This window comes from Nocardia coffeae, from assembly GCF_019890715.1.
Lineage (GTDB): Bacteria > Actinomycetota > Actinomycetes > Mycobacteriales > Mycobacteriaceae > Nocardia > Nocardia jiangxiensis.
The window spans coordinates 338,794-356,487 of sequence record NZ_JAINZY010000002.1 but is presented as its reverse complement, the minus strand read 5'-3'; the positions used below and the strand labels follow the sequence as shown (position 1 = coordinate 356,487).

At 65.3% G+C, this 17,694-nt stretch carries 15 protein-coding genes; 5 read left to right on the top strand and 10 right to left on the bottom strand.

Going from position 1 to position 17,694, the window contains the following annotated elements; translation table 11 throughout:
• Positions 1–17: 17 nt before the first annotated feature.
• The 7 genes from K7711_RS10725 to K7711_RS10695 all read right to left on the bottom strand — a co-directional run bounded on the left by K7711_RS10725 (position 18) and on the right by K7711_RS10695 (position 8,092).
• Positions 18–1,163 carry a CaiB/BaiF CoA transferase family protein gene (locus K7711_RS10725; protein ID WP_222967726.1) on the bottom strand — a complete coding sequence of 382 codons (1,146 nt, stop codon included), beginning with the start codon at positions 1,161–1,163 and terminating at the stop codon, positions 18–20.
• Positions 1,160–2,335 carry a CaiB/BaiF CoA transferase family protein gene (locus K7711_RS10720; protein WP_222967724.1) on the bottom strand — a complete coding sequence of 392 codons (1,176 nt, stop codon included), beginning with the start codon at positions 2,333–2,335 and terminating at the stop codon, positions 1,160–1,162. Before K7711_RS10720 ends, K7711_RS10725 begins: the two co-directional genes overlap by 4 nt.
• 94 nt (positions 2,336–2,429) lie before the next feature.
• Positions 2,430–3,593, bottom strand: a complete 1,164-nt coding sequence (locus K7711_RS10715) for an acyl-CoA dehydrogenase family protein (protein ID WP_222967722.1) — start codon at positions 3,591–3,593, stop codon at positions 2,430–2,432.
• Positions 3,590–5,536: an AMP-binding protein gene (locus tag K7711_RS10710; protein ID WP_222967720.1), complete on the bottom strand. Its 1,947-nt coding sequence runs from the start codon at positions 5,534–5,536 to the stop codon at positions 3,590–3,592. Before K7711_RS10710 ends, K7711_RS10715 begins: the two co-directional genes overlap by 4 nt.
• A gap of 37 nt (positions 5,537–5,573) precedes the next feature.
• The gene (locus K7711_RS10705) at positions 5,574–6,050 is read right to left on the bottom strand and encodes a MaoC family dehydratase (protein ID WP_222967712.1); all 477 of its coding nucleotides are present in this window, start codon (positions 6,048–6,050) and stop codon (positions 5,574–5,576) included.
• A gap of 125 nt (positions 6,051–6,175) precedes the next feature.
• Entirely contained in the window at positions 6,176–6,871 is a 696-nt protein-coding gene (locus K7711_RS10700; protein WP_222967710.1) for a nitroreductase, read from the bottom strand.
• Positions 6,872–6,919: 48 nt separating this feature from the next.
• Positions 6,920–8,092, bottom strand: coding sequence for a CaiB/BaiF CoA transferase family protein (locus tag K7711_RS10695; RefSeq protein WP_222967708.1), 1,173 nt, complete (start codon positions 8,090–8,092; stop codon positions 6,920–6,922).
• Positions 8,093–8,140: 48 nt separating this feature from the next.
• Between K7711_RS10695 and K7711_RS10690 the strand changes: the two genes are divergently transcribed.
• Together K7711_RS10690 and K7711_RS10685 are read left to right on the top strand one after the other, a co-directional pair.
• The gene (locus K7711_RS10690; protein WP_308014626.1) at positions 8,141–9,733 is read left to right on the top strand and encodes an MmgE/PrpD family protein; all 1,593 of its coding nucleotides are present in this window, start codon (positions 8,141–8,143) and stop codon (positions 9,731–9,733) included.
• Positions 9,734–9,817: 84 nt separating this feature from the next.
• Complete coding sequence (locus tag K7711_RS10685; protein ID WP_235747000.1) at positions 9,818–10,648, top strand: IclR family transcriptional regulator; 831 nt, start codon at positions 9,818–9,820, stop codon at positions 10,646–10,648.
• 95 nt (positions 10,649–10,743) lie between these two features.
• Here K7711_RS10685 and K7711_RS10680 read toward each other — a convergent pair whose 3' ends face one another.
• The 3 genes from K7711_RS10680 to K7711_RS10670 form a co-directional block, all read right to left on the bottom strand.
• Positions 10,744–11,985, bottom strand: a complete 1,242-nt coding sequence (locus tag K7711_RS10680; RefSeq protein WP_235747087.1) for an MFS transporter — start codon at positions 11,983–11,985, stop codon at positions 10,744–10,746.
• 112 nt (positions 11,986–12,097) lie between these two features.
• On the bottom strand, positions 12,098–13,516 hold the full coding sequence (locus K7711_RS10675; protein ID WP_222967706.1) for an MmgE/PrpD family protein: 1,419 nt from the start codon (positions 13,514–13,516) through the stop codon (positions 12,098–12,100).
• Between the two features lie 412 nt (positions 13,517–13,928).
• Positions 13,929–14,849 carry an alpha/beta hydrolase gene (locus tag K7711_RS10670; protein WP_222967704.1) on the bottom strand — a complete coding sequence of 307 codons (921 nt, stop codon included), beginning with the start codon at positions 14,847–14,849 and terminating at the stop codon, positions 13,929–13,931.
• Between the two features lie 150 nt (positions 14,850–14,999).
• Here K7711_RS10670 and K7711_RS10665 point away from each other — a divergent pair, with 150 nt between their 5' ends.
• The 3 genes from K7711_RS10665 (at position 15,000) to K7711_RS10655 (ending at position 17,686) form a co-directional block, all read left to right on the top strand.
• Positions 15,000–15,899: a helix-turn-helix domain-containing protein gene (locus tag K7711_RS10665; RefSeq protein ID WP_222967702.1), complete on the top strand. Its 900-nt coding sequence runs from the start codon at positions 15,000–15,002 to the stop codon at positions 15,897–15,899.
• A gap of 87 nt (positions 15,900–15,986) precedes the next feature.
• Positions 15,987–16,361 carry a DUF2255 family protein gene (locus tag K7711_RS10660; protein WP_222967694.1) on the top strand — a complete coding sequence of 125 codons (375 nt, stop codon included), beginning with the start codon at positions 15,987–15,989 and terminating at the stop codon, positions 16,359–16,361.
• 344 nt (positions 16,362–16,705) lie between these two features.
• A complete protein-coding gene (locus K7711_RS10655; protein WP_222967693.1) occupies positions 16,706–17,686 on the top strand; it encodes an AraC family transcriptional regulator in 981 nt (326 codons plus the stop codon).
• The last annotated feature ends 8 nt before the right edge of the window (positions 17,687–17,694 follow it).

Sequence of the window (17,694 nt, the reverse complement as noted above, 5' to 3'; positions counted from 1 at the left end):
GGGACAGGTCCGGCAGCTCACCGGGTAACGCCGAATTCCTCGCGGATGGCATCGGTATCGGCCCCGAGTTCCGGCACGCTGCCCGCCCGTGCCGACCAGTCCCGCGCCAGTGCGGGCGGCAACAGCGCGGGCAGCGGTCCGGCCGGTGAATCGACCTCCCGCCAGCGATTCCGCTCGGCCAGTTGCGGATGTTCGGCCAGCTCCCGCACCCCGTTCAGCTGAGCGTTCCCGATCCCGGCCGCGTCGGCCCGACGCTGAATATCGGCCAGATCCCGCTGCGCGCACCACCCGCCGACGATCTCGTCCAATTCGTCGCGATGAGCGACTCGATCGTGGTTGTGCCGGTATCGCGGTTCCTCCGCCAGATCGGGCCGCTCGAGCAGATCCGTTGTGAGACGGCGCCATTCGCGATCGCTGGTGGTGCCGAGCACGGCAGTCTGCCCGTCTGCGGTCGGGTAGGCGCCGTAAGGAGCGATCATCGGCGAACCCATGCCGACGGGCTCGGGTTCGGTACCGGCATGGATCACCTGGTTCAGCGCGAAACCCATCATCTCGGCGACCACATCGAGCATCGCGACGGGAATCAGCGCGCCTTGCCCGGTGCGCTCACGGCTGTAGAGCGCGGCGAGGACAGCGGAATAGGCGTAGAGCGCGGTCCCGACATCGGCGACCGGAATTCCGGGTTTGGCGGGGGCGCCGGGTGTCCCGGTGATGGAGCACGAACCGCCCTCGGCCTGGACCAGCAGGTCGTAGGCACGCTTATGGTCCAGCGGCCCGCCGCGGCCGTACCCGGAGATATCGACCACGATCAGCCGCGGATAGCGTTCGAGCAGTTGCTCGGGCTCGAATCCGAGGCGGCCCAAAGCTCCCGGGCCCAGATTGGACACCAGCACATCGGCCTGTTCGAGCAGACCGGTGAACACCTCGAGATCCGCGGCTGCGGTCAGATCGAGCGCCGCGGATTCCTTACCGTGATTGAGCCACACGAAGTGGGCCGCCATCCCCTTGACGACCCGGTCGTAATGCCGCGTCGAATCGCCGAAACCCGGCTGTTCGACCTTGATCACCCGAGCGCCGAGATCCGCGAGATGGCGTGTGCACAGCGGCGCGGAGATGGCCTGTTCCAATCCGACGACGGTGATCCCGGCCAACGGGGCTGTCATAGATTTTCCTCCGAGTATGCCTGTGCGACAACGGGTTCACCGTCGCATGCGTTATCCGAAACGGTCCATGCGGCGATCAGCTCGGCCACCTCGAGGTGCTGCGTACGCGGTACCGAGGGCGCGCGGGCGGGCGTGCGGCTCAACCGCGGTGCCGGGGCAGGCTGCAGCACGCCGCCGACCCGCTGGAACAGCTCACGCCCGGCATTGTGCGGATCGTCGGCCGCCTCGTCGAAACTCAGCACCGGAGTGACACAAGCGTCGGTGCCCTCAAAGATTCCGGCCCATTCCGCGCGGGTCCGGGTCGCGACCGCGGCGGCGATCAATTCGCGCAGCCGCGGCCAACTGTCGCGATCATCCTGATCGGGCCACTGGCGGGTGTCGACGCCCAGCCGGGACAGGAATTCGGCATAGAAATCGGGCTCGAGCGCGCCGACCGCGATGTAATGCCCGTCCGCACAGCGGTAGGTGTCGTAGAACGGCGCACCGGAATCCAGGTAGTTGGTACCGGGCTCGTCGGAGTAGAGCCCGGTCGCGCGCAAGCCCTGCAGTTTCGCCGTCAGCAGCGCCACGCCGTCGATCATGGCCGCGTCGACGACCTGACCGCGCCCGGACTTCCACGCCTCGAGCAGCGCGCAGACGATGCCGAAGGCGCCGATCGCCGCACCACCGGCGTAATCACCGAGCAGATTGATCGGCGGGCGCGGCGCCTCCCCCGCCCGCGCCATCGCGTGCAGCGCACCGGTTTGCGCGACATAGTTGATGTCGTGCCCGGCCTCGGTGGCGAGCGGGCCGCTCTGACCGTATCCGGTCAGGTGCGTGTAGACGATCTCCGGATTCCGCGCGAGCACGACATCCGGTCCGAGACCGAGCCTTTCGGCCACACCGGGCCGATAGCCTTCGATGAAGACATCCGCGCCCGCGACCAGCCGCAGCACATTCTCGATGCCCTCGGGATCCTTCAGATCCACCGCTATCGCATCGCCGCCGCGGTTCACCACGTCGAATTCCGCACGCAGCCCGTCGGTTTGGCTCAATGCGCGAGCCGACCGGTGCGGCGGACGCACCACCCTAACCACCTGAGCGCCCATATCCGCCAGCAACATTCCGACGAAGGGCACCGGGCCCATCCCGGCCAGGACCAGCACCCGCACTCCCCTCAGCGGTCCGCTCATCACCACACTCCTGTTTCGTTGGAAGACGACGCCGGCCGCGACCTGTGACTGACGGCGGCCGGCGTCGTGCCCGAGATCCCCTGCAAAAGGGTGATCAGTAGGACCTCGGGAGTCCCAGCACCTGCTGCGAGATGTAGTTGCGCACCATCTCCTGCGAGAACGGCGCATTGCGCAGCAGGCGAACCTCACGCCACAGTCGTTCGACGTGGTATTCCTTCGAGTAGGCGTACCCGCCGAAGGTCGACAACGCGCGATCGCACGCCTCGAAACCGGCTTCGGCGCCAAGGTATTTCGCGGCCGCCGCTTCCTTTCCGCACGACTTGCGCGCCTCGAACAGTTCGGCGGCGTGCATGCAGACCCGTTCGGCGGCCTCGAGCCGGATCCAGGAGTCGGCCAGCGGATGCGCGACCGCCTGGTTCTTGCCGATCGGCCGGTCGAATACGACCCGGTCCTTGGCGTACTGGGTGGCCAGCTCCAGTCCGGCGCGGCCCAGACCGACGCCTTCCAGGCCGACCACGATGCGCTCGGGGTTCAGCCCGTCGATCAGGTACTTGAAACCCTTGCCGACCTCGCCGATCACCTCGTCGTCGCGAACCTCGAGGTTGTCGATGAACAACTCGTTGGAGTCGATCGCCGAGCGGCCCAGCTTCTCGATCTCACGCACGGTGATCTTGCTGCGATCCAGATCGGTGAAGAACAGGGTCATCCCGTCGAGCGGCTTGTTCTCATCGCGCGGCGAGGTGCGCGCCACGATGAGGATCTTGTGTGCGTTCTGGGCGTTGGTGATGAACACCTTCTGCCCGTTGATCACCCAGCCGCCCTCGGTCTTGGTGGCCTTGGTGCGGATGCGCGAAGTATCCACGCCCGCAGTCGGTTCGGTGATGGCGAAGGCCATCAGGATCTCACCGGAGGCCAGCTTCGGCAGCCATTCGCGCTTCATCTCCTCCGAGCCGTAGCGCAGGATCGGCGCCGGCGGGAAGACGTAGAAGTGGATGGCCGAACCACCGCTCATACCCGCGCCGGACGCGGCCACCTCCTGCAGCATGATCCCGGCCTCGGTCAGGCCCAGCCCCAGACCGCCGTACTCCTCGGGGATCATCACACCCAGCCACCCGGCCGCGGCGAAGGCCTTGACGAACTCCCAGGGGTATTCGCCTTTCTTGTCCTTCTCGCGCCAGTAGTCGTAGCCGAACTTGCGGGCCAGTTCGCGCGTGTTCTGGCGAACCAGTTCCAGATCGCCTGCGTCGGTGAGTGTCACTGTTGATCTCCTGATCGGGTCGGGATGCCGTCGATGGGCGTGGCGGGATCCAGGGACGACAGATCCCCTTGCGAGAGGCCCAGATAGCGCGAGCGGATGGCGCGGCGCATGATCTTGCCGTTCTTGGTCTTCGGAAGTGCCTGCACCACATGCAGACTCGGCGCGAACGAGCGGCCGATGTTGTGGACGGCGGTGGTCTTCAGATCCTCGTGGTCGATGTCGTCGCGGATCACCACGAAGGCGACAACCCGTTGTCCCCGTTGCGGATCGGGTTCGCCGATGACAGCCGCCTCGACGATGCGACGATCCTTCAACAATGCCGCCTCGATCTCGGCGGGGCCGACGCGGCGGCCGGAGACCTTGATGGTGTCGTCGGAGCGGCCGTGGATATGCCACACTCCGTGCTCGTCGACCGCGGCCAGGTCGCCGTGCACCCACACGTCTTCCCAATGGCTCCAATAGGTTTCGAGATAACGTTCGCGGTCCTGCCAGAACGCGTGCGTCATACCGGGGAAGGTGTCGAGGACGGCGAGTTCGCCGACTTCGCCGATCACCGGTTTCCCGTCCCCGTCCAGCACCGCCACATCCGCGCCGATCAGCGGCGCGTTGAACGAGGCCGGGTCGATGGGCAGGAACGGATAGGCGACCAACAGGCCACCACCCACCTCGGTGCCGCCGCTGAAGTTCACGATCGGCCGCTTCGCACCGCCGACGACGTCGAACAGCCAGCGCCAGGTCGGCTCGTCCCATGCCTCACCGGTGGACACGAAGGTTCGTAGCGTGCCCAGTCCGGCGGGAGCGCCGTCGGTGCGCGCCATGACCAGCCGCATCGCGGTGGGCGCCACACCCTGCACGGTGACGCCGTTGCGATCGATGATCTCCCACATCCTCGTGGGCGTGGGATGATCGGGCACGCCCTCGGTGAACACGACCGTGGCGCCGAGTTGCAGACCACCCGCGATCAGCATCGGCCCGACGAGCCAGCCCATATCCGAGATCCAGGCGATGACGTCGTCGTCGTGCACGTCGAAGCTGTAGCCGAAGTCGACGGCGGTTTTCACCGCGAATCCGGCGTGCGAATGCACGATGCCCTTGGGACGTCCGGTGGTTCCGGAGGTGTAGACGATGGTGAGCGGATCATTGGATTCGACCGGCACCGTCCGCACCGGTTCCGGGTTGTCCGGCAGTTCGTCCCAGTAGATGTCCCGTCCGTCGCGCATCTCGACGCCATTGTCGAGATGACGGACCACCACGCTGTGGCGGACGGACGGGGCCGACTGCAGGGCTTCGTCGGCAGTCTCTTTGAGCGGCACCACTTTTCCGCGGCGCGTCGTTGCGTCGGCGGTGATCAGCAGGACCGCTTCGGAGTCTTGCAATCGGGCGGCGAGGGCTTCGGGGCCGTATCCGGTGAAGGCCGGTACCGAGATGACGCCGATCATCGCGCAGGACAGGAAGGCGACGATGGTTTCGGGCACGACGGGCGCGAACAGCACCACCCGGTCGCCTCGCGAAACGCCCAGTGCGGCAAGGTTGGCCGCGAATCGGCGCACCTGCTCGTCGAGTTCGGCGTAGGTCAGCGTACGCCGGGAGCCGTTGTCACCCTCGTAGACCACTGCGGTCTTGTCCGCGATCGGGCCGGCGGCGTGCCGATGGGCGCACAGGGTGGCCAGGTTGAGTCGACCGCCCGGAAACCACCGCGGAAAAGGCGTGCCGTCACTGTCGTCGAGGACCCGTTCGAAGGGCTCGGCGAATTCGATGCCGAGATCCTCGATCGCGGCGCGCCAGAACCATTCCGGATCGTCGACCGACGTCCGGTGCAACTGGGCGAGGCTGCTGTAACCCCATTTCGCCATCGCCGTCAGCAGGCGGCTACGGGCACGCACGTCGTCGGTGGGCATCCATACCGACGGTTGGGGCGTATCGGCGGGACCTGGTCCTCGCATCGGGCACATCCTTTCTCGGCGCGACTGGTCTTCGGTGTCAGGACGCGGTCGCGGGCTCCGTCGCGGCAGAGCGCTTGAGCATCAGACCGGCGCGCAGGCAGTCGCAGACCACCTCATCGCGCTGATTGATGCCCTGGTGCCGGAAGTTGACGATGCCGGAATCGTTGCGGCTCTTGGATTCCCGCTTGCTCACGATCTCGGTCCGCACCCGGATGGTGTCCCCGTGGAACACCGGCGCCGGGAACTTCACCTCCTGGAATCCGAGGTTGCCCAGGGTGGTGCCCAGCGTGGTGTCGGGAACCGTGATGCCGGAGACCAGTCCGAGAATGAACAGGCTGTTGACCAAGCGCTGCCCGTGAATGGAGTTCTTGGAGTACTCGGCGTCCAGATGCAACGGCGCGACATTGAGGGTCAGCGTGCTGAACAGGACGTTGTCGGTCTCGGTCACCGTCCGCCGCGTCGCGTGCTCGATGACGGTTCCGGGTTCGAACTCCTCGAAGTAGAGGCCGGCCATGACGAGTCCTTTCGATTCGATGAGGGTGCATCCCCGGTTCCCCGCGGTCGAACCCAGCTTACAACATTATATATTATATTGTCACGCGCCGGACAGCTGGACCTGTCCGGCATCCGCCGGGCCTGCTACTCCCGCCAGCTGACGACCTCGTTCAGCGGAGCCCGAGCTGTGCGATAGCTGTTGGCGGGGTGATCGAGATCGGGGTAGCCGAAGGAGACGCCGACGACGATCTTGCGATCGTCGGGAATGGCGAAGTAGTCGCGGATGAACGGGGAATGCCCCGCCAGCGCCGCCTGCGCGATCGTGGCGATACCCATGCTGTGCGCGGCGAGCAGAAGGGTACCGACGTACAAGCCGGTGTCGACGGCGCCGTAGACACTCTGTTCCGTGTCGGTGGTGATGATCGCGACGTGCGGGGCGCCGAAGAGGCGGAAGTTCTCGAACGCCTGCCGCGCCGAGGCTTCGCGGTCGCCACGCTGGACTCCGACCGCCTCGTACAGCTGCCAGCCGCTGGCCCGGCGGCGCTCGCGATACACCCCGCGATACTGCACGGGCGCCTCGAAATCGAATTCAGGCGAATTCTGTTGGCGCGCATGCTCACTCAGCGCCTCGCGGAAGCGGTCGGTGGCCGCGCCGGAGGTCACGACGGCCTGCCAGGGCTGAGTGTTGCACCACGACGCCGAGCGCTGTGCGAGCGTGAACAGCCGCTCGATATCGGCCTTGGGGACTCGGCGCGACTCGTAGGCGCGGCAACTCCACCGCGTGTCCAGCAGTTTCTCCAGCTCCGCCGAGGCATCGGTCATCAGGTCCTCGCTCGACATACATACTCACTTACTGTTGTTGGAAGACAATATGTTTCGACGCGGGGATCACCCCTCGGCGTAGAGCACCTCGGCCTCGACCAGTTCCTCGATCCGCTCGGGCGAATACACCTCGGCGGCGACAGCACGGCTGTGCGCGCCGACCCTGGGCGCGGTCCCCGGCCGATCCGGGCGTTCACCGTCGAATTTCCACGGCGGGCGCATCAGCGCGAGCCCGTCGGATTGCCGTTCGACCAGCTCCAACCACTCGACCTGTTCGTGTTCGAGATATCCGGTCATCGACAGCACCGGCGCGAAGGGCACATCGGCCGCGGTCAGGGCCTGTTCCCAGTGCTCGACCGGCTTGCGGTCGAATTCCGCGGCGACGATCGGAGCGAGTTCGAAATAGTTGGCCTCGCGCGGCCGGTATTCGGCGAAGCGCGGATCCTCGGCGAGATCGAGGCGGTCCATGGCGGTGCACAACGCACGCCAGAACTTCTGCGAGGACGACAGGTGGATCGCCAGGAATTCCCCGGAGGCGGTCTGGACACAGAAGTTCTGCGCCTGCGGATGGCGGCTCTGCCGGCTCGGATCGGCGCCCAATTCGAAGGACTGGGTGATGCCGTCGGTGGTCAGGCAGCTGACCGCTTCCATGATCGAGGTCTCCACACGCTGCGGTGCGCCCGTCTTCAACCGGCCCACCAGGGCGGCCAGCACGCCGGTAGCCGTGCTGAGGCCGGTGACCAGATCGGCGCTCAGCCCGCCGGCCAGCTGCGGATGCCCGGCATCGCCGAACAGGGAGTACAGCCCACCGAAGGCATGCCCGATGGTGTCGTAGGCCGGGCGATTGGCCAGCGGGCCGCCGCCGCCGAAGCCGGTGACCGAGCCGTAGACGATGTCGGATCGCAGCGCACGGCACTCCTCGGGCCCCAGGCCCATCGCCGCCAGCTTGCCGGGGCGCAGATTCTCGAGCACCACGTCGAAGTGCGGCACCAGCGCCGTGACCAGGGCGACCCCCTCAGGCTTCTTCAAATCGACCGACAAGCTGCGCTTACCTGTGTTGTATTGACGGAAGTAGGGGCTCCCGTCGTTCTGCAGGCGCCGGAAGTCCTCACCGACCACCGGCTTCTCGACCTTCACCACCTCCGCTCCCAGCGCGCACAGGATCGACGTGGCGAACGGTAGGGATATATAACCCCCGATCTCCAGGATCCGAATCCCATCGAGCGGCTTGTGCTGCATGTCGTGCCCTCCAGACTCTCGCCTCTTTAATATAATATAATATTTACAGTGCCGATAGAGGCGGCGAATAGCTCGGACCCCTTCGAGATCAGCAACATCCGCAGCCACGCGCATCCCTCGGGATCACCCCATGGCGGTGACGAAATATTATATATTCCATACTGGGACGGCAACCGAGACCGTGTGAGCAGTTTCTACAGCTCCCTTCGACCGGGTCATCCCGCACCAACATCAGCAGGAGGAACATCCATGGCCAACCGCACGATCGAGGAAGCCGCCGCCGTACTGGTCACCGAGCTCGCCTTCGAAGCAATCCCCTCCGATGCGCTGACCGGCGCCCGCCGACTCATGGAGGACCAGCTCGCGTTGCAGATCGGCTGCTCATCGCTGCCCTGGTGTCAGGCCGTGCTGAACCTGACACGCGCATCGCATGCGCCGGGCACCGCCTCGGTCACCGGCTCCGAAGACAAGTTCAGCGCCGCCGACGCCGCTTTCGTCAATGCCACGTTCGGGCACAGCTTCGAGTACGACGACGCCCACAGCGCGAGCCTGAGCCACCCCGGCAGCTGCGTGGTCTCGACCGCGCTCGCCATCGGTGAGGAGATGGGCGCCGACCTGCGACAGGTGCTCGAGGGGATCGTCGCCGGGTACGAGATCTACACGCGGATCGGCACACTCGCCGCCCCGATGCTACTGACCAACGGCTTCCACCCGCACGCCGTGCTCTCGCCGTTCGGCGCTGCCGCGGTAGCCGCGAAGATGCGGGGCTTCGACGCGGCGACGACCCGGCACGCACTCTCGATCGCTTTCAGCCACAGCTCTGGAACCACTGAATACACCTCGTCCGGAGGATCGATCAAACGCGTCCACTCCGGAATCGGCACCCGCAATGGAATCCGGTCCGCGGAGATGGCGGCTGCCGGGATCACCGGCCCGTCCGGGTTCCTGTCCGGGGCCAAGGGCCTCTACAACACATTCGTCACAAGGGATCTGACCGATGCCGATACCGACCGCTTCGCGCTGGACCGGCCGTTCGAGATCGCCGGCCCACTGTTCAAGCCATACTGCGCCTGCGGCTACAACCATGCATTCATCGATGGCGCCCGTCGCTTCTCCGACCGCGTCAGCTACATCGCGGCCGTAGAGCTGGCCATCCAACCCAGTGGCGACGTAGTGGTCGGCAACAAGAACATCAACGCCTGGAGCCCGCAAACGATCGAGCAACTGCAATACGCCCTGCCGTTCCAGTTCTCACTCGCCGTGCTCGGCATCGGCAATGGCTACCAGGTCCATAAGTCATACCTGGACGGTGACCTCGACCTGGGCGCGGAGAGTGAGATCGCCAAGTTCGCACAGAAGATCACCATCCGGCCCGAGCCCGAACTGGACAAGGACTACGGCCGCAAAATGGTCGGCAATATCGCTGTCACCTTCGCCGACGGCAGTCGCGAGCACGTGTTCGTCGAAGACTCGGTGGGCTCGGCGGCCAACCCGATGTCCGAGCAGGCGCTGGACGAGAAGTTCCGCGACCTGGCCATCGGCGAGCTCGGCGAGCGGCGGGCAAAAGAGCTACTCGACACCATCAAGAACGCCCCGCTGGACACTTCTGCCGCGGACTTGGCAGCGCGGCTGCGCCGCTGACTCGGCTGGTCCGGCGGACCGCTGCGAGAGTGCCCGGCGCCACAGCGTTCCAGCAGTGATCCAGGCGCCGAGCATTTCTCCAGGATGGGCGAGGTCATGACACCACGCAATGAATCGATGATCGAACGAGTCGTGCGGGTTCTCGAGGCGTTCAAGGAAACGGGCGGAGCGCTGACTGCGTCGGAAATCGCGCGACAGACCAATATTCCAGTCCCCTCCGCACACAGAATTGTGACCGAACTCGTCGAACTCGGCATCCTCGAGCGAAACTCCGACCGCAAGGTCAAGGTGGGAATGCGCCTGTGGAGCCTCGTAGCCAGATCCTCGGATGTCCGCTCGCTTCGCGAATGCGCCCTCCCCTACATGGAGGACCTGCGTGCGGTGGTCAACGCACCCACACTGCTGTCGATCCTGGATCGCAATGACGTCGTGAACATCGAAACGCTCTCCGCGCGACCGCCCAGCGCCACGAACGTCACGCAGCCGGGGGTACGTCTTCCCATATTGGCGTCGTCACCAGGTCTCGTCCTGGCCGCGTTTGCGACACCCCGAGCACGCGAACAAGTTCTCGAGTCGGCGAAGGTCACCCGATTCACAGAACACACCGTGGTCGACCGCGCCGAGCTCGCACGAATCGTTCAGGAAGCACGACGCCTCGCGTATGTTGTTGCACGGCGGTGGATCACCAATGATTCGGTGGGAGTTGCTGTTCCGGTTCTTTCCGACGACGGCACGGCAATGGCTGCTCTCTCCGTGACCATCCCATTCGATACCGGTGTTCCTTCGGATCTGTTGCCCGCATTGCATACGACTGCTCGGGGGATTTCACGCGCCGCGCTCGGCCCGAGCCGACGCGTGGACCCCCGCATTCATTTATTGCTGCACAGGATCCGTCATGCGACCGAAGTCAAGTGAACCGTCCGGTTGCCGGGATGGGCAGCCATGACCGCCACCGGAGCGGGCACCAGCAGCTGACCGGCCAGCGTCCCCGAAGCCATGACTTTCCCACCTCATTTGCGAATTCCCGGCCGGCCGAGTTTGCCCGCACTGCTGGGTTCCGAAGCCCGGTTCTTCCGCAGCAGTGCCAGTGCGGTCGCCACGGTGATTCCCAGGGGAACCAGTGCGAGCAGATACAACGTCTTCGGTGTGACCGCAGCGAGCGCATAGCCCGCGATGATCGGCGCCAGCGTCGCGCCGACCCGCCCGACGCCGAGCATTGCTCCGTATCCCTTGGCCCGAGCGAGCACCGGGTAGCCGGCCGGAATCATCGCGGTGTATCCCGACATGGCGGCGAACACCGTCATGCCCAATATCCCGGCGAAGGCATATGCGAGCAGATGCGGCAGCAGCAGAGCGAACGCCGCCAGAGAAACCATCGCGGTAACGAGGAACACCCAGACCATGTGGACAGCTGCGAAACGCAGCCCCAGCAGTGCGAATGTGATGGCACCGACGAGAGTGCCCACACTGACCACGATCCCGGCAACAGAACCCGCATCGGCATCGTTGGTGGCGTCGGTGATGAGCTGGGGCGTCCAAGTCCCGACGAAATAGTATGCCGCAGATACCATCCCGTATCCGGCTGTCAGCAGCAGCGTGGTTCTCCGCAGCCCGCGGCCGAGAAGGCGGGTGTCGTTGTCATCGAGCGCATCCGCACTGTCGATTCGATCGTTGGCTGCCGCTGCCGTCGCGCCGATGGTGAGGTCACCGGGATTGCCCGCGCGCTTCGCGAGGAAGGCAGCGGATTCGGGCACCGCCAGCCAGCCGATCACGAGTCCGATGGCACCCAGAACGGCGCCGAACCAGAACAAGGATTGCCAGGCGTGCCCGGTGAGCGACAGAACCCACGCTCCCCCGAGTCCTGCCACCGTGCTGCCCAGCGGAAACCCGAGCATGACAATTCCGGTCGACAGGTTGCGATACCTCGGAGGCGAAGATTCCTGTGCGATAACGACGATCACCACACTGATCGTTCCGACGCCCAGTCCGGTGACGAAGCGTCCCGCCATCAACATCTGATAGTTGATCGCCAGCGCCGATGCGGCCAACCCGATGATGTTCAGCACTATGCCCGCGAGCACGGTCGAGCGTCGTCCGAATCGGTCCGCCAACCGGGCAAGGGCGACGGCTCCGACTCCCATTCCGATCAGTGCCAGACTGATCACGAGGCCTTTTTGTCCCGACGTTGCGAATCCGGACGGTATATGGGGCAGGGCGAACCCGACAATGAACAGGTCGAAGCCATCGAGCATATTGAGAAACATGCAGAGGATGACGACGGCGAACTGCGTCACTTTCATGGTGTTCTGTTGCGATGAAGAAGATGGGAGCACAGTCGAGAACACGGTTTCCGACCTTTCGGATTCACACGGCGTAATTGCTGTCAGGGCTCAGGGGAAGTAAGAGTTCCCTGGCTACGTCCCGCGTGAATTCCAGCTCCAAGATGGATCCGATCAACGCCTCCGAGATATCAATGGACACCGGAAGAACCGAATAGGGCACACACATCCGGAACTTGTCGATGAAATCCTGCTCGGTGAACGGGTTGTTCGGATGCCCCTTCACGTACGTGTTCTCGGTGGTAATTTTCCGGCCATCGCGAAGCGTGGTGTGCACTCGGGCACCCCAATCCGCGACGACACCGAACTCTTCCGCGGTGATTCTGGTCATGAGTTCGCGTACATCGTCACGTCGACGTGCCTCGGGGCTATAGGAGTCGATGAAAACCTTCTGGTCGAATGCCGCCGTGGCGACGGCATAGGGCAGGCTGAACTGGCACTCCGGAACGGTCTGGGGACTCCATTTCTTATCTGTCGGTTCGCAGACCGCGCGCCAGCCGGAGGTGGAGACCTCGATATGGATGCTCGCGATATCCGAGGCCCCGAATTCGTGAGTCACCATCTGCCCGATGATTCCGTCGATCGATGAATGGGAGAAGTAGCACGCGCTGTGCTTTTTGGTGGTGATCCGGGTCATCTCCCATCGTTCCCCGAGATCGCGCGTGAGAGCTTCGGGGTCGGTGTCCCACCGAGCAGTACGCAGAAAACCGTTCGGACCGGTGAGAACCGATTCCCTGGGACCGGTGATCCCCTTCGCCGCGAGCAGGCACGCGGTGATTGCGGACTGACAGACAAGCCCGTGGTGCACCCGAACCATCAGGGTCGCGGGAGCATAAATGCCCATCGTGTGCGGCTGCGTCAGCGTTCGAGCGATACCCTGCGCGTTTTCCAGCTGTTCCGCGGTGAATCCGAGCAGCTTCCCGACAGCCGCGACCACACCGAACACATAGTGGCCGCCCGCGTCGTTCGACTTCACCGCGTTGCTGATGACCTTGTACGCCGATCCGATTCGAATGAGGATCTCCTGCCCGACGACGAGCGCCGCAAGAAATTCTTCGCCGGTCACCTGCGGGCGAAGACCCGTGGCGGCCAACAGCCCGGCGACGATGTACTCGCTCACGTGGCCGGCCTCTTCGTGCAGGTCACCGCAGTCCATGGCGCGCGGCATGGGACCGATCGCGAGCGCGGCTTCCGCCGCCGGCACGCGGCCACCGTAGAACGGCAGGACGGTCTGCTCTTTTCCACCCTTTTCCTTGACGAGCTCCACGATCTCGGGGATTCCGTCCATTCCGGAACCGCCGATCATCACCGCCATGCAGTCGAGCAGCGTGTGTTTGGCGTGGCGGACCACCTCGTCGGGCAGGTCGCGATATCGCGTCTCGATGGCCATCCGGCACAGGGTGCTCATGGGGTCTTCGTTGTTCTGGATTGTGTATCGAGTCATCCTCTGAACCTTCGTAAGCATGGCGGAAATGCGAACCGGGCGAGCGGACGAATTCCGTCGCGATGGACAATCGCAACGGTCCGGCATACCCCGTGGTTCCGAAAGGGGCCTTCTCGTTCAACGAGAGACAAGATGTGGACCACGTCTCAGACACTCTCGCGTGCGGTTCGGACCGCGGGGACGACGGTCACTCCGCCTCAGACAATGGAACTCCGCCGACCAACGCGCAAAGGGCAACCCAATTCGCACAAGTGGTCGGGCCGCATGCGGCGGCTATATCTCACACCGGATCGTTGCCCCTCCGTCACCAGATCGATCACAAGAATGGTGACGCCTCCGAACGCGTGGTAGCGCATTCGGAGGCGTCACCCTTTCCCCGCCTGCCCGAACCTATCGGTCCAGTGGGTATCTCTCAGCTCTGATTTGCCGCCAGCTTCTCGCGGAAGAACGGGGTGAACTCCGCGACCGCACGATCGACGTACTTGGGCACGTCGTAGAAGTCCATGTGGGCGCCGCCCTCCACGATCACCAGCTTCTTCTCGCCGCGTGCCCGCGAATACAGTTCGGTGCTGTGCCACAGCGACCCGGCCTCGCTACCGGCCACGATCAGGGTCGGCTGGGTGAGCAGGTCCTCCACCAGGTGGAAGGCGTCGAAGGCGAGGATGCGCGGAATGCTCAGTGCCAGTGAGTATTTGTTCTGCGCGTTGGGGTGCTGGGCGCGCGGGGTGAGGTAGTAGTCGTGGGCCTCGGCCAGGTCACGCGGCACGCTGCCGTCCAGTGTGCTCGGCACGTACTCGGCCATGAAGGCGTCGGCGCCGCCGGCTTCGGCGGTGCGCTGGGTGGACGCGGCGTCGCGCACCGGTACGGCGGCCGAGTCGGGCTCGGTGCCGAACCAGCCCTTGCGCCAGGCGCTGCCGATATTGAGTGCGCTGACCGTGGCGATCGCCTTGATCCGCGAATCGGTCATCGTGGCGTTGACGCCGTAGCCGCCGCCCGCACAGATTCCGACCACACCGATGCGCTCGGTGTCGACATAGTCGAGGGACTGCAGGTAGTCCACGGCGGCGTGCACATCTTCCACGCGCCGCGACGGGTCCTCGAGGAAATGCGGTTCACCGCCGCTGTCACCCTGGTAGGAGGCATCGAACGCGAGGGCGACGAAGCCCTGCTCGGCCATCTTGCTCGCGTACAGCCCGGCCGTCTGCTCCTTCACACCGCCGCCCGGATGCACCGTGACGACCGCGGCGTAGCCGCCCTTCGGATCGAAGTCGGGCGGAAGGTGCAGATTGCCGGCCATCGTGATCGGGCCGTTGGCGAAGGTGATCGCTTCCATGGTCACTCCCTTGCTGTGCTGATTCGCTCGGCCGGTCGGCTCGAGCGCTGTATTCAGCCTGCGCCGCTGCACGCACGAGAGGGAGAGTGCGCTTATAGGGGGTACCGCCAGCCTCTCCTTACTCGACCGAAACGCGCCTAGCCTGGGCGTATGGAAATCGCGAAGGACATCAGGGACTTTCTGATGACCCGGCGAGCGAAGGTCACCCCGCAACAGGTGGGGCTGCCCGCGGCGGGTCGCCGCCGGGTTGCCGGGTTGCGGCGCGAGGAAGTGGCACGGCTGGCCGGAGTGAGCACCGAGTACTACATCCAGGTCGAGCGGGGACGGGTCGCCGGAGTGTCGGACGAGGTGCTGCACGCTATCGCCAGGGCATTGCTGCTCGACGAGGCCGAGACCACCCATCTGTTCGATCTGGCCCGCGCGACCACAGCGAAACCGCGCCGACGCCGAAGCGCCCGCCAATCGGTGCCCGATACCGTGCAGGCGCTGCTCGACGCGATGGTGACCGCGCCCGCGGTCGTGCAGAACGGGCATCTGGACCTGCTCGCCGCCAACGCATTGGGCCGGGCCGTCTACGGCGACGTGTTCGAACGGTCCTCGGGAGCGACGCCCAACCTGGCGCGGTTCATCTTCCTCGATGACCACGCCGAGCAGACCTTCCCCGACTGGAATCGGGCCGCCGACGACGCGGTCGCGCTGCTGCGGGTGGAGGCGGCCCGCTCGCCCTACTCCCCCGCGGTCACCGGACTGATCGGCGAATTGGCAACTCGCAGTGAGCAATTCCGCACCCGCTGGGCAGCACACGACGTGCGCGCGCACCGGCGCGGCAGCAAGCATTTCCATCACCGGATGGTGGGCGACCTGACGCTTCGCTACGAAGCGCTCGAGATTTCGGCCGACGCCGGTCTCACGATCATCGCTTATACCGCGGAACCGGATTCGCCCGCGCAGGAGGCGCTGCTGTTGCTCGCGAGCTGGACCGCGCCGGAATTCGACGCGACCGGCAACCGGCACCACGAGTCCACGCTGCCGAGCCCGGCCGACGACTGAGACGCGAAATCGCCCGTCGCACATACCTGCCCCGCACAGCACCGAAGCACTGACAACCAGCCCACCGGATTCGACGGAGGTACCGCTATGCCCTGGACAAGCGATCAGCTCGACCGCATCGGCGACGCCGAGGAACTGCACATCACCAGCTACCGCGACGACGGCAGTCTGCGCCGGTGGATACCCATCTGGGTGGTACGGGTCGGCGACGACCTCTACATCCGCTCCGCCTACGGCGCCGCCGGCGGCTGGTATCGCAACGCCATGCGCCACCGCGCCGCCCGCATCCGGGCCGACGGCGTCGAATGCGACGTCACCCTCGATCTCATCGGCGACGCCGACACCAATGCCCTGGTCCGCCGCGCCTACGAAGCGAAGTATCGTGATCAGCCCAGCGCTCTCGAGCCGATGGTGGCCCCGACCGCCGCGGAAACGACGCTCCGGGTAACCGCCGCCGGATAGCTGCCGCGGGCAGCGAGTTGCTGTCGGCTCATCCGGCCACCGGGGCGACAGCCGTGCCGGGAGTGTTCGTTCTCGCTGGCCCGTCGCTGTCTCGGCTGGCCCAGGCGATCTATTTCCGCTGGGAGATGAGTACCGGATGGAAGATCCGCCTGTCGGCGCGGGCGCGCTGGGGTCAGGGGCGACACTCGCCTATCGGCTTCCGACCTACCTGGTGCAGGCTGAACTGACGGAATTCCGCAACCGCGAACATCAGTTCAGTATAATATATTATCTCTCGTGTTCGTGAGGCAACCCGGGTCATCGCCCGCCGCACACGAGTAGGCTGAGGTCGCGAGGAGGTAACGGTGCCTGAGCAAGTACACACCGACCCCCGGCTGAGTTTCCACACCGGAGATGTCGACGCCGCCATCGAGCAGGTCACCAAGACGTTCGCCCAGCACGAGGTGCAACTGGCGGATGCGCGCGATCTCGATTTCCAGCTCGATCTGGCACCGGCGCCGCGACTGACCGTCGCCCGGATGAGCTACGGCACCGAGGCGACCATCCACGGCCCGCCCATGCAGCTCTGTTATCACGTGAATCTCCCGGTGACCGGCGAGAGCGTGGTCGCGCAGAACGGTGTGCGCCGCACCATCGCCGGTGGTGAGGCCGGGGCGGTGTTCGTCCCCCGATACCCGGTGATGGTGGCTTGGAGTGCCGGATCGTGGCAGTACCACGTCAAGATCCCCAAGGAGTTGCTGGAGGCGCACGCCGCCAAACTCACCGGCGTCCCGGTCGACGATGGAATTCGCTTCGATGTCGATTTCGACCTGCGCGGTGGACTGGGTTCGGCGCTGATAGCGACCACCGGTTTCCTCTACGCGGAACTGAACCGCCCGGGTGGGCTGGCGACCGTGCCCAGCGCGTGCCAGGAATTGGAAGCGGCGCTGATGACGCAGTTGCTGATGGCGGTGCCCAGTCAGCTCAGTCCCCTGTTGCACAGCAAACCGGCCCATACCCGGCGCTCGAAGATCCGTGAACTCATGGACTACATCGACAACCATCCGGAGGCGGAGATCACCACCGCGGATCTGGCGGCGCGCGCCGGGATCAGTCCGCGTGCCCTGCAGGCCGGTTTCCAGGACATCGTCGGCATGTCGCCTACCGCGTATCTGCGCGGCGCGCGCCTGGATCGCGTGCACCTGGAATTGGCCTCTGGCAATGCGTCCTCGATCACCGACGTCGCGGCGAAGTGGGGTTTCTACCACCTCGGCCGCTTCTCCCAGCAGTACCGCGACCGTTTCGCGGTCACACCGTCACAGACGGTCGGCCGCGCACACCAGTGAGCCGGGCC